The organism is Streptococcus sp. 27098_8_76, assembly GCF_041432315.1.
In the GTDB taxonomy this organism is placed as follows: Bacteria; Bacillota; Bacilli; order Lactobacillales; family Streptococcaceae; genus Streptococcus.
The window spans coordinates 65,202-77,793 of the sequence record NZ_JAPVZI010000009.1; the positions used below are offsets into that span (position 1 = coordinate 65,202).

12 protein-coding genes are annotated in these 12,592 nt (G+C 33.3%); 11 read left to right on the plus strand and 1 reads right to left on the minus strand.

Going from position 1 to position 12,592, the window contains the following annotated elements:
* Positions 1 to 460: 460 nt before the first annotated feature.
* Entirely contained in the window at positions 461 to 1,627 is a 1,167-nt protein-coding gene (locus O3636_RS07615) for an IS30 family transposase (protein ID WP_371642459.1), read from the minus strand.
* A gap of 205 nt (positions 1,628 to 1,832) precedes the next feature.
* Here O3636_RS07615 and O3636_RS07620 point away from each other — a divergent pair, with 205 nt between their 5' ends.
* The 11 genes from O3636_RS07620 to O3636_RS07670 are packed head-to-tail and all read left to right on the plus strand — an operon-like array spanning position 1,833 to position 12,533.
* On the plus strand, positions 1,833 to 3,278 hold the full coding sequence (locus O3636_RS07620; protein WP_261040169.1) for an LCP family protein: 1,446 nt from the start codon (positions 1,833 to 1,835) through the stop codon (positions 3,276 to 3,278).
* A gap of 1 nt (position 3,279) precedes the next feature.
* A complete protein-coding gene (gene cps4B / locus O3636_RS07625; RefSeq protein WP_000565324.1) occupies positions 3,280 to 4,011 on the plus strand; it encodes a capsular polysaccharide biosynthesis protein Cps4B in 732 nt (243 codons plus the stop codon).
* Between the two features lie 8 nt (positions 4,012 to 4,019).
* Positions 4,020 to 4,712, plus strand: a complete 693-nt coding sequence (gene cpsC / locus O3636_RS07630) for a capsular polysaccharide biosynthesis protein CpsC (protein WP_049539459.1) — start codon at positions 4,020 to 4,022, stop codon at positions 4,710 to 4,712.
* Positions 4,713 to 4,722: 10 nt separating this feature from the next.
* On the plus strand, positions 4,723 to 5,406 hold the full coding sequence (locus O3636_RS07635; RefSeq protein ID WP_371642462.1) for a tyrosine-protein kinase: 684 nt from the start codon (positions 4,723 to 4,725) through the stop codon (positions 5,404 to 5,406).
* A 15-nt stretch (positions 5,407 to 5,421) separates the two neighbouring features.
* The gene (locus O3636_RS07640) at positions 5,422 to 6,789 is read left to right on the plus strand and encodes a sugar transferase (protein WP_000343579.1); all 1,368 of its coding nucleotides are present in this window, start codon (positions 5,422 to 5,424) and stop codon (positions 6,787 to 6,789) included.
* 3 nt (positions 6,790 to 6,792) lie between these two features.
* A complete protein-coding gene (locus tag O3636_RS07645; RefSeq protein WP_001205623.1) occupies positions 6,793 to 7,536 on the plus strand; it encodes a WecB/TagA/CpsF family glycosyltransferase in 744 nt (247 codons plus the stop codon).
* Entirely contained in the window at positions 7,533 to 8,357 is an 825-nt protein-coding gene (locus O3636_RS07650; RefSeq protein ID WP_001076783.1) for a phosphorylcholine transferase LicD, read from the plus strand. Before O3636_RS07645 ends, O3636_RS07650 begins: the two co-directional genes overlap by 4 nt.
* A 1-nt stretch (position 8,358) precedes the next feature.
* Complete coding sequence (locus O3636_RS07655) at positions 8,359 to 9,240, plus strand: glycosyltransferase (RefSeq protein WP_000458861.1); 882 nt, start codon at positions 8,359 to 8,361, stop codon at positions 9,238 to 9,240.
* 36 nt (positions 9,241 to 9,276) lie between these two features.
* Positions 9,277 to 10,359, plus strand: coding sequence for a glycosyl transferase (locus O3636_RS07660; RefSeq protein WP_025170933.1), 1,083 nt, complete (start codon positions 9,277 to 9,279; stop codon positions 10,357 to 10,359).
* A gap of 19 nt (positions 10,360 to 10,378) precedes the next feature.
* Positions 10,379 to 11,623: a hypothetical protein gene (locus O3636_RS07665; RefSeq protein ID WP_000828638.1), complete on the plus strand. Its 1,245-nt coding sequence runs from the start codon at positions 10,379 to 10,381 to the stop codon at positions 11,621 to 11,623.
* Positions 11,624 to 11,630: 7 nt separating this feature from the next.
* Positions 11,631 to 12,533: a glycosyltransferase family 2 protein gene (locus O3636_RS07670; protein ID WP_000361938.1), complete on the plus strand. Its 903-nt coding sequence runs from the start codon at positions 11,631 to 11,633 to the stop codon at positions 12,531 to 12,533.
* Positions 12,534 to 12,592 lie beyond the last annotated feature (59 nt).

The following is a 12,592-nucleotide window of genomic DNA, read 5'->3' on the forward strand; positions in this document are numbered from 1 at the left end:
ACACTATAAATGAAATGCTGTATTGATTTTGATGGTTTAATGCTCAATGAAAATCAAAGATCAACTAGGAAGAGATACACAGAATTTCAAAGACTTGTTTTGAGATTGTCTCCAGTAACATATAACCATTATACGGTGGTGTTGGTATACTTTGAAGAGATTTTCGAAGAGTATAAGTGCTTATGATGTCCAAATAACCTATATCGAAGGGTAAATTCCCAAACTAACTTCCACCGCTAATCCAAGTGGAAGTTAGTCTGATAAAAATCCTAAAAACCAGTGGAAATCCGTGTCAGGGTAAGTTCCACTGGTTTTACTCATGCTTGATTTCATCGCTTTTATAGCCAAAATGAATAGAAAAAAGAGCGCACAAAATCCCCTCATCTGAAAGCGTTTCAGATTAAGTTCCGCTATGGTGGAAGTTAGTGTGAGACGTTTGAATGGGGTTAAAGGTTAGTTTTTAGAATTTATGTTGGAGTAATGTAGACGACTGGCAGACGTCTTCTGCAGGTATTTTAGAAATACCAAGAAGCTTAGGAATCTCTTCTCCATAGGTAAAGGCAAAGAGTTCATAAGCTGACTTTCCATTCAAAGCAGCACGTTTGATACTGTTGACATGCGAACAAACGAGATTGATGTCCTCTTGGGTTAAATTGTCAAAAGAAGTTCCTTTAGGCAGAATGTCGCGAATCAGCGTGTGATTTTTCTCAATTCTGCCTTTCTGGTCAGAGCGATTAGGGTCACAAAAGAAGAGTTTACTCTCTCCTCGCACATCCATTTCGATATCATCAACCCTGGCAAACTCTCCACCATTATCGGTAAGAATGACAGGAAAGAGTTGGGAGAAATCTTTGTCAGCTTGGTGAAGAGTGTTCTTGATGTCATAGAGGTGTTTGGTAACCTCAAGGGCAGTTTTATTATCCAGAAGTCTAGCGAAGATAAAGTTACAGAAAGACAGGTTGAAGGTGAGTAAGACTTTACCTCCCATCCTGCCCATAACGGTGTCCATTTCTAGCCAAGAGTCTAGTTGATTCAGTGCTAAATAGTTTTGGAAATCCTCATAGGAACGTCCTTTTTTAGCTTCTTTAGGGATGGAAGGTAGCTTACTTTTCCGTCTTTCTTTGAATTTGACGGCTCTGGCTAGGTCAATAGGAGCGATAGATAGGTATTCTTTTCGGATGTGTCGATAGACAGTTGAGGAGCTGACATCAAGGTTATGAGTTTTGAGGATATGAAAGATGTGTTGTCCCTTTTTAACCCCATTAGAAATGACTTTGTCCATTTCCCAGAAGGTCTTGGAATTGAGGGGAGTTCCTTCACGAGATTCAACAAGAGTTTGTTCGTACTGTTTTTGAGCTTGCTTAGCGAGGTAGAAGATCTTCTTATAGCCACAATTTTGTCTTCTTTTAGGGCATCCATTACAGACAAAGGGAGCTTTATCGAGTAAAGGGCAAGGAAGGTTGTTAGAGGTAGAGTCTCTAATTTGTTTATTTCGTTTGACTTCTTTAGAAACAGTAGTCGGGTCTTTTAGAATGGATTGTCCGATAGCTTTGAAGGTTTCACCGCGCTCTAAGCCTAATTGGATATCATTACGGTCTGAAAGGGTAAGGTGTTTATATTTTGTCATAGTAGACCTCATTTCTAACTCAAACGTCTCACACTTAATTCCACCATAAAAATCCGTTTTAGACTAATTTCCACTTCGGTTAGGCAAGTGGAAGTTACTTTGAGAAGTTAGCACCTATATCGAAGGAGGTTTATAAACTGGCTAGATGTAGAATTTATCTTTAGAAAGTGATACAATAGTAATATTAAATGTATAGGTATTAATCATGAGTAGACGTTTTAAAAAATCACGTTCGCAGAAAGTGAAGCGAAGTGTTAATATAGTTTTATTGACTCTTTATTTATTGTTAGTTGGTTTTTTATTGTTCTTAATTTTTAAGTACAATATACTTGCTTTCAGGCACATTAATATAGTGGTAGCAGTTTTTACCCTGATGGTTGCTGTGACTGCCACACTATTAATAATCTATAAAAAAGCAGAAAAGTTCACGATTTTCTTTTTAACACTAGCTGTTTTAGTGAGTTCAGTTTCTGTATTTGCTCTGCAACAATTTGTAGGTTTTACAAGTCATATTAATGCAACTTCAAATTATTCAGAGTATTCTCTCAGCGTCGTCGTTTTAAAGGATAGCGATATCAATAATGTTACCCAATTATCTAGTGTTATGGGACCAACAGGTACGGATAATGAGAATATTCAAAAGCTAATCTCTGATATTAAGACGAGTCAAAATAAGGATTTGACGGTTGATACAAGTACTTCTTACTTGTCAACTTATAAAAGTTTGATTTCTGGAGAGGCCAAAGCCATTGTCTTAAATAGTGTATTTGAGAATATTATTGAAGCAGAGTATCCAGATTATGCTTCTAAAATTAAGAAAATTTACACTAAAAAAATGACCAAGGATGTTGAGACCCCTAAGGTATCTAAAGATCGTTTCTTTAATATCTATGTCAGTGGTATTGATACTTACGGTGCCATTAGTTCAGTTTCGCGCTCAGATGTCAATATTCTGATGACGGTCAATAGGGATACGAAGAGAATCCTTCTTACAACAACTCCACGAGATTCATATGTTCCTATTGCTGATGGTGGAAACAATCAAAAGGATAAATTGACTCATGCTGGTATATACGGGGTTGATTCATCTATTCATACCTTAGAGAACCTTTATGGAGTAGATATTAATTATTATGTTCGTTTGAATTTTACCTCATTTTTGAAATTGATTGACTTGTTGGGAGGGGTAGATGTTCATAACGATCAAGAGTTTTCAGCTCTACATGGGAAGTTCCATTTTCCAGTGGGAAATGTCCATCTAGACTCTGAGCAAGCTCTAGGTTTTGTGCGTGAACGCTACTCACTAGCCGATGGAGATCGTGACCGTGGTCGCAACCAACAAAAGGTTATTGTAGCAATTATTCAGAAGTTAACTTCTACAGAGGCCTTGAAAAATTATAGTAGTATTCTTCAAGGATTGCAGGATTCTCTTCAAACAAATATGCCGATTGAGACTATGATGGATCTAGTGAATACTCAGTTGGAAAGTGGAGGAAATTATAAAGTAAATTCTCAAGATTTAAAAGGGACAGGTCGGATGGATCTTCCTTCTTATGCAATGCCAGACAGTAGTCTCTATATGATGGAAATAGATGATAGTAGTTTAGCTACAGTCAAGGCAGCTATACAGGATGTGATGGAGGGTAGATGAAATGATAGACATCCATTCGCATATCGTTTTTGATGTAGATGATGGGCCAAAGTCGATAGAGGATAGCAAGGCACTTTTAAGAGAAGCTTATAATCAAGGGGTTCGAATGATTGTGTCTACTTCACATCGTCGAAAAGGAATGTTTGAAACTCCAGAAGAAAAAATTGCAACAAATTTTATTAAGGTTCGTGAAATTGCAAAAGAAGTAGCAGATGATTTAGTCATTGCTTATGGAGCAGAGATATACTATACTTCGGATGTTCTAGAAAAGCTAGAAAAAAAAGAAATTCCTACCCTTAATGATAGCCGTTATGCTTTGATTGAGTTTAGCATGCACACTCCCTATCGTGAGATTCATACGGGATTGAGTAATATTTTGATGTTGGGAATCACACCAGTAATTGCTCATATTGAACGTTATGATGCTTTAGAGAATAATGAAAAACGCGTTCGCGAACTGATTGATATGGGTTGCTATACTCAGATAAATAGTTATCATGTTTTAAAACCTAAGCTCTTTGGTGAAAGATATAAATTTATGAAAAAGAGAGCTCGGTATTTTTTGGAACGTGATTTAGTTCATGTAGTTGCAAGTGACATGCATAATTTAGACAGTAGACCTCCATATATGGAACAGGCATACGATATCATTGCTAAGAAATATGGAGCGAAAAAAGCGAAAGAACTTTTTGTAGAAAATCCCAGAAAAATTATAATGGATCAATTAATTTAGGAGAAAATATGAAAGATCAAAACACTTTGGAAATCGATGTATTTCAACTATTCAGAACTTTATGGAAAAGAAAGTTAGTCATTTTATTAGTGGCAATTATAACTTCTTCAGTTGCTTTTGCCTACAGTACTTTTGTTATCAAACCTGAGTTTACTAGTACGACTCGGATTTATGTAGTTAACCGTAATCAAGGAGAGAAGTCTGGTTTAACAAATCAAGACTTGCAGGCAGGATCGTACTTGGTTAAAGACTATCGTGAAATTATCCTATCGCAGGATGTTTTGGAGAAAGTTGTTTCTGATTTGAAACTAGATTTGACGCCAAAAGGTTTGGCTAATAAAATTAAAGTGACAGTACCAGTTGATACCCGTATTGTTTCTATTTCAGTTAATGATCGAGTTCCTGAAGAGGCAAGCCGTATCGCTAACTCTTTGAGGGAAGTAGCTGCTCAAAAAATTATCAGTATTACTCGTGTTTCTGATGTGACAACACTGGAGGAGGCAAGACCGGCGATATCACCGTCTTCGCCAAATATTCGTCGTAATACTGTGATTGGAGCAGGACTTGGAGCAGGCTTAGTGATTGTAGTAGTGCTATTAATTGAACTATTTGATGACCGTGTAAAACGTCCAGAAGATATAGAAGATGTTATGGAGATTCCACTCCTTGGAATTATTCCAAATCTGGATAAAGTAAAGTAAGGGAGAAGAGATGGCAAAGTTAGAACTATCACAACAGAAACTTAACTCTGTAAAAAAAGCAGAAGAGTACTATAATGCTTTACGAACAAATGTACAATTGAGCGGCAATGACTTGAAGGTTATTGTGGTCACCTCAGTTGATTCTAGTGAAGGAAAATCTACAACTTCTACTAATATTGCTTGGGCTTTTGCACGTGCAGGCTATAAGACTCTTTTGATTGATGCAGATATCCGGAACTCAGTTATGTCAGGAGTATTTAAGCCAAGAGAAAGAATTACAGGCTTGACAGACTATCTGGCTGGAACTCAGGATTTGTCAAATGGACTTTGTGAGACAAATGTTGACAATTTATTTGTCATCGAGTCAGGAGTGTCTTCTCCTAATCCAACAGCTCTTCTTCAAAGTGACAACTTTGGAATTATGATTGAAACCTTACGTAAATATTTCGACTATATTATCGTTGATACGGCACCAATTGGAGTTGTAATTGATGCAGCTATTATTGTGCAAAAATGCGATGCATCCATTTTAGTTGTAGAATCAGGAGCTGCAAAACGAAGAGAAGTACAAAAAGCTAAAAGTCAGTTAGAACAAGCAGGAAAACCATTTTTAGGTGTTGTTCTCAATAAATTTGATGTTCAACGTGAAAAATATGGTTCTTACGGTGGTTATGGTAATTATGGTAAAAAATAACCTGGGGAAGATTTTATGGATGAAAAAGGATTGAAAATTTTTCTGGCAGTATTACAGAGTATTATTGTCATTTTATTGGTTTATTTTCTTAGCTTTGTTAGAGAGACAGAAATTGAACGTTCTTCGATGGTTATACTATACCTTCTCCACTTTTTTGTATTTTATTTTAGTTCCTATGGTAACAATTTTTTTAAAAGAGGGTACCTAGTTGAGTTTAATAGTACTATAAGATATATTTTTTTCTTTGCAATAGCTATAAGTGTATTAAACTTTTTTATAGAGGAACGGTTTAGTATCTCTAGAAGAGGAATGGTATACTTCTTAACTTTAGAAGGAATATCCTTATACTTGTTGAATTTCTTAATAAAGAAATATTGGAAGCATGTGTTTTTTAATCTAAAAAATAGCAAGAAAATTTTACTGTTAACAGTAACGAAAAATATAGAAAAAGTTCTTGATAAATTGCTAGAATCTGATGAACTTTCATGGAAATTGGTAGCAGTAAGTGTTTTGGATAAATCTGACTTTCAACATGATAAAATACCTGTAATTGAAAAGGAAAAAATTATTGAATTTGCAACGCATGAAGTTGTGGATGAGGTGTTTGTCAACCTTCCAGGAGAGAGCTACGATATTGGAGAAATTATCTCTAGGTTTGAGACAATGGGGGTAGATGTAACTGTAAATCTTAATGCATTTGATAAGAATTTGGGTCGCAATAAACAAATTCATGAGATGGTAGGATTGAATGTAGTTACTTTCTCTACAAATTTTTATAAAACTAGTCATGTGATTTCAAAGAGAATTCTCGATATTTGTGGTGCCACTATTGGCCTTATTCTTTTTGGTATAGCTAGTCTAGTTTTAGTTCCATTGATTCGTAAAGATGGCGGACCAGCTATTTTTGCTCAAACTCGTATAGGGAAAAATGGTCGACATTTTACCTTTTATAAATTCCGTTCGATGCGGATCGATGCTGAAGCTATCAAAGAACAGTTGATGGATCAAAATACGATGCAAGGTGGTATGTTTAAGATGGACAATGATCCTCGTGTTACAAAAATTGGTCGCTTTATTCGTAAAACCAGTTTGGATGAATTGCCACAATTTTGGAATGTCTTTATAGGAGATATGAGTTTAGTGGGGACGCGTCCACCGACAGTAGACGAGTATGATCAGTATACTCCAGAACAGAAACGTCGACTCAGCTTTAAACCTGGTATTACAGGTTTATGGCAGGTTAGTGGCCGTAGTAAAATAACCGATTTTGACGATGTTGTAAAATTAGATGTGGCTTATATTGATAATTGGACAATCTGGAAAGATATTGAAATTTTGTTAAAAACTGTTAAAGTTGTATTTATGAGAGATGGAGCAAAGTAAGGAATGAGGGATAGAATCCAAATTTTAGGCGTAACAATTGATCCGCTTACGATGAATGAAACGATAGATATTGTAGAACAAAATGTATTAGAAAAAAGACCACTACACTTGATGGGGGTGAATGCTGATAAAATTAATCAGTGTCATACAGATGAGAAAATCAAAAAAATCGTTAATGAATCAGGAATCATTAATGCGGATGGAGCCTCAGTTGTTCTTGCAAGTAAGTTTTTAGGAACGCCTGTTCCTGAACGAGTAGCGGGTATTGATTTGATGCAATGTCTTTTAGAGTTGTCGAATAAAAAAGGATATTCAGTTTACTTTTTTGGAGCAAAAGAAGAAGTTTTGCAAGATATGCTTAAAGTATTTAAGATAGATTATCCAAATTTGATAGTTATTGGGCACAGGAATGGCTATTTTTCTGAAAATGATGAGAAAGATATTCAAGAAGATATTCGTGAAAAGACCCCTGATTTTGTGTTTGTTGGTATTACGTCTCCTAAAAAAGAATATATTATCCAAAAATTTATGGATAACGGTGTCAATTCGGTGTTTATGGGAGTTGGCGGTAGTTTTGATGTATTGTCTGGACATATTCAACGAGCTCCTCTTTGGATGCAAAAATCAAATCTAGAGTGGTTATTCCGTGTAGCTAATGAGCCTAAACGTCTCTTTAAACGTTATTTTGTAGGGAATATTACATTCATAAGAAAAGTTTTAAAAGCAAAAAGAGGTATTAAATATTGAACCAGACAGAGATGATTCACTTAATTCAAAAAGTTGAATTAGATGCTATAAAAGAGTTTAAAAAAATCTGTGAAGAGAATGGTATAGATTTTTTCCTCCGTGGTGGTAGTGTACTTGGTGCAGTCAAATACGACGGCTTTATTCCATGGGATGATGATATGGATATCGCTGTCCCTCGTGAATCATATGATAAGCTGCCAAGTATTTTTAAAGATAGAATTATCGCAGGCAAATATCAGGTTCTTGCTTATCAATATTGCGACACTTTACATTGCTACTTTCCTCGATTATTCCTTTTAGAAGATGAAAGAATACGTTTGGGTTTGCCCCGAAATACTAATTTAGGATTGCATTTGATTGATATCATTCCTTTGGACGGTGCTCCAAATCATTCGGTTCTAAGAAAGATTTACTTTGGTAAAGTATACTGGTATCGTTTTTTAGCAAGTTTAGGCACAACTTATGTTGGTGACCATGTGGATATGCATTCCGCTAAGCAAAAACTAATTATTGGTTTCTTTAAAAAACTAGGATTTGCAAAACTATTTCCTCAGAATTCTGTATATAGACGTTTGGATAATCTCTATAAAAAGTATGATTGGAAAAAGCAGCAGTATGCTGGGACTATCAATGCTTCTTTATTTGCTAAAGAAGTTATGCCGGTAGGGATTTGGGGAGAAGGAGTAGAGAAGTCTTTTGAGGATACCTCCTTTAAAGTTCCAACGGAGTATGACCGCTACCTTAAAAGACTTTACGGAGAAAACTATCTTCACGAAGAGCCTAGTGATGATGAAAAGAAATCGCATTTAGGAGGACACTAATTTGTTTTGTTATATTATTTTGCATTACAAAGTCTTAGAAGAAACTATTTCTTGTGTTAAATCTATAAAAGAAGGTAATTCTAATGCAAAGCAAATCGTTATTATTGATAATTTCTCTAATAATGGTACTGGTGAAAAACTACAAGAGCTTTATGAATCAGATTCAGAAATTGATGTTTTGATTAACCATGAAAATGCTGGTTTTGCTCGTGGAAATAATGTAGCTTATCAATTTGCTAAGGAAAAGTATAACCCCAATTTCATGGTTATCATGAATAACGATATTGAGATAGAAACAGAAGATTTTGAAAAAATCGTGACAGATATCTATCGTGAGGAAAAATTCCATTTGCTCGGGCCAGATATCTTCTCAACTACTTACCAACTTCACCAAAATCCAAAACGGTTGACACATTATACTTATGAAGAAGTTAAAGCTCTAAATGAAAAATTTAAAAAAGGGAGCCAAGTTAGTATAGCTTTAAAAATCAAATGTTGGTTGAAAGCTAGTAAAGTTCTTCGAACAGCAATCTATCAAAATAGACGTAAAAAAGGCTCAGTGGACTATAGAAAACAGGTAGAAAACCCAATTCTTCATGGTTCCTTTATCGTATATTCGAGAGATTTTATCGAAAAAGAGGAGTATGCTTTTAACCCTAATACCTTCTTTTACTATGAAACAGAGATATTAGATTACGAAGCTGAATTAAAAGGATACAAGAGAATTTATACACCGAAGATTAAAGTATTGCACCATCAAAATGTTGCAACAAACCAGGTTTATACAAACTTAGTAGAAAAAACCTTATTTTCAAACAAATGCAACTTTGAATCCACTAGTTATTTTTTAACTTTAATGGAGAAAAATAAAATTAGTCGGTAATTATTAAAAGTGAATAAAAAAATGATGAAAAAAATGATGAAAAAAATTTTATATGTGACAAATGTTGATTGGAATTGGATAAAACAGCGTCCACAATTTATTGCAGAAAGCTTATCTAATTTTTATGAGATACTAGTTCTGTATCGCTATTGGTATAATAGAAAAGGGTTGACTGAGGATAGAAATACTAATATTACAAATATATCACGTATTTATGCCCTACCTTTTGTTAATAGGTCACCTAAACTAAAGCAACTGAATGATAAAATTGTTGCTTGGAATATTCGAAGAAAAGTTAAGGCTTTTAAACCAGAATATGTATATTTGACAAATCCAATGCAGTTTGCCTCTCTTGTAGACAATTCAGAACAAAAAATAATATATGATTGTATGGATTATCATGTGGCTTTTATAGAAGATAGAGAAGAACGCCAGCGATTAAAGGATTTAGAAGAGAAACTGGTCAATAGAGCTAATTTAATCTTGGTTTCGAGTGAGAAATTAAGAGAAAATATTATTTCTGATTATAACTTGGAAGAACAGGTTGATAAAATAGTGGTTGTTAGAAATGGTTATAATGGTAAAATTTTAAGCATTCCTACTCAGCATAAAAAGAATAACCAAAAGCTTGTACTTGCATATGTTGGAACTATCAGTCATTGGTTTGATTTTGATATCATTTTACGAAGTTTAGAAGATTTTGATAATATTGAATATAAGTTGATTGGTCCGATTAGCAAAGCTGTTATTCCTGAACATGATAGAATTCATTATTTAGGAAGTGTACCACACGAGAAGATTTATCAGTATATTGAGAATGCAGATGTTCTTATTATGCCGTTTCAAATTAATGATATTGTTGAAGCAGTGGATCCGGTTAAGTTGTATGAATATATTAACTTTAACAAAAATATACTTACGGTATGTTATAAGGAAATTCTGAGATTTGAACCATTTGTATACATGTATTCAAATTATTCAGATTACCAAATGAATCTGGTGCAATTGATTGAAAATAATAATTTGAAATATGACAGTATAGCTAGAGAAGATTTTTTGAAAAGTAATACTTGGGAAAAAAGAGCGGAGATGATTCATCAGCTGATTAATCAATTGTAGTTTTTTTGTGGAGAGATGAATGAAGAGACAGAAGTTTGAATTTATAGAGATTCTATACTATTTTACAGTGATGCTATCAGTGGGAATGTTTCTTATGTTTTCCCTCAACTTATATTGGCATAGAAACTTATTAACTATTTTATCTATTGCACTCTTATTTTTAATGATTCCTATACTGATTGTTAATGCTAAAAGAATTTCTAAATCTGCTTTTATCTATGGAACTTTTTTATCTATATGTATTATATATGAGATATTAAGAGCTAAAACTCTTTATAATTACAGTGTGAGTAATATTTTTTTGGCATCCCGGCAATATATATGGATTTTTCTATTTTTTGTATTGATTTACCTTTTTAAAAACAAACAAGAAAACATGAGAAAAATTTTAGATAATACACTCAATATTTTTATGTTTTCTCTTGGGATTAGAGCATTCACTTGGTTTTTATATACATTATTTCAAGTTGAACTATTCCCAGCTATTTTAAGAGAATTCGGAGATTTGTGGTATCGAAATGAATTTTCGGTACGAATAGATGGAACGCCATTAATTATAATAGGTTTGCTAATTTCCACTTTTTTCTATTTTAAATTTGGAAATAGGAAATACTTTTATTATTTGTTCTTGATATTAATGTATATAACATTTGTAAATCAGACAAGAATGCTACTGGTTTCTGTTTTGATTTCAATTTTTCTCATGTTTGTATATTCTAGAAGAACTTCTAGATTGCTCACCACTTTAAGTTTTATAACTGTAATTATATTATTCGTTTATGGAGGTGGATTGGATTATATTAAAGCATATTTAAATATCGACACTGGATCATTTGATATGGGGTTAGGATTTAGATACTGGGAGTTGAAATACTATCTTGGTTTATTAGCTAATGATGTATGGAAACTTGGGGTTGGAATTCTAACATCAAGCAACATAAATAGTAATTTTATTTTGGCTGGACCAGGTGCCGTTAAGATGTATCTAGATGATTTAGGTTTTTTAGAGTTATTCGTTCAATTTGGTGTAGCTGCAATTTTTATGTATGGTTATATATTTTATAAGATAATTAATTTAATTCTAAGAATGTCAAATGATGAATATAGAGTTGACCGAGCCTTTTTTATTGCACTCTTAACTAATTTAATAATTACTTCAATTTCTTTAAATATCTTTGGAGCGCAGAGAAGTTTCTCATTGGCAATTGTTCTTGCATTAATATTCTACTATGACTATAGGCTAAAAAATGACATAGAAAATTAGGTGTATAATGGATAAAGTATGTATAGTTATTCTCAATTATAATAATTATGAAGATACGATTGAATGTGTACAAAGTTTGAGAAGTACTATAAATTCAAATGAGTATGACATCGTGATTGTAGATAATAATTCGGTTAATGATAGTGTCAAAGAGTTATCTAGGGCGCTATCCCCTATTAAGATTATTACTAGTTTAGAAAATAGAGGATATGCGAATGGAAACAATATTGGAATAAAGTATGCTGAGGATAATGGATATGATTACATTTGTATATTAAACAACGATACACTAATTGAAGTTGATTTTTTGGAATCGTGTAAACGAGAACTAGAAGATAATTCCTCTGTTGCTTTTGTTAGTCCAGTGTTAGTTGAATATAAAAATAATAACTTGGTACAATCTACAGGTGGTGATATTTTTATTAATAGAGGAATTGTAACTTTAAAAAATCATGGTGCTCAGAGGGACAAACTTTCTTCTAAAATCGAAAGTGACTATATTGGGGGAGCGTGTTTGATGTTCAAAACCTCTATATTGAAAGTTATTGGATATATACCTGAAAGCTATTTTCTATTTTATGAAGAAACTGAATGGTGTTATAGAGCTAAAAAATTAGGCTATAAGAATATATGTCTTACTCAAAGTTATGTTTATCATAAAGGTTCGGTCTCTATAAAATCGGTCAATGGACTTCAAGAATATTTAATGACGAGAAATAGAGTTGTATTTGTTCGTAGAAATGTAAATAGTAAACTAAGGTATACTGTTTTCTTGATCTATTTATTCATGCAACAACTTTATCATTGTTTATCGAGAAGGGATTGTTCTAAAAGAAAGTATAAATATTATTTAGATGGTGTATTTAATAGAATTGATCCATCCTACCCATTTATTTTCATAAACGAATAAGTTACTGCTTATAACTGTAGATGTACTAAGATAATTAGATTAAATAATCAAAGAGAGTG

Bases quoted from the DNA above. Each gene is read 5' to 3' on its own strand.
- cpsC (WP_049539459.1), top strand. From the start codon at position 4,020: ATGAAAGATCAAAACACTTTGGAAATCGATGTATTTCAACTATTCAGA.
- cps4B (WP_000565324.1), top strand. From the start codon at position 3,280: ATGATAGACATCCATTCGCATATCGTTTTTGATGTAGATGATGGGCCA.
- O3636_RS07645 (WP_001205623.1), top strand. From the start codon at position 6,793: ATGAGGGATAGAATCCAAATTTTAGGCGTAACAATTGATCCGCTTACG.
- O3636_RS07660 (WP_025170933.1), top strand. From the start codon at position 9,277: ATGAAAAAAATTTTATATGTGACAAATGTTGATTGGAATTGGATAAAA.
- O3636_RS07665 (WP_000828638.1), top strand. From the start codon at position 10,379: ATGAAGAGACAGAAGTTTGAATTTATAGAGATTCTATACTATTTTACA.
- O3636_RS07620 (WP_261040169.1), top strand. From the start codon at position 1,833: ATGAGTAGACGTTTTAAAAAATCACGTTCGCAGAAAGTGAAGCGAAGT.
- O3636_RS07640 (WP_000343579.1), top strand. From the start codon at position 5,422: ATGGATGAAAAAGGATTGAAAATTTTTCTGGCAGTATTACAGAGTATT.
- O3636_RS07635 (WP_371642462.1), top strand. From the start codon at position 4,723: ATGGCAAAGTTAGAACTATCACAACAGAAACTTAACTCTGTAAAAAAA.
- O3636_RS07670 (WP_000361938.1), top strand. From the start codon at position 11,631: ATGGATAAAGTATGTATAGTTATTCTCAATTATAATAATTATGAAGAT.
- O3636_RS07615 (WP_371642459.1), bottom strand. From the start codon at position 1,627: ATGACAAAATATAAACACCTTACCCTTTCAGACCGTAATGATATCCAA.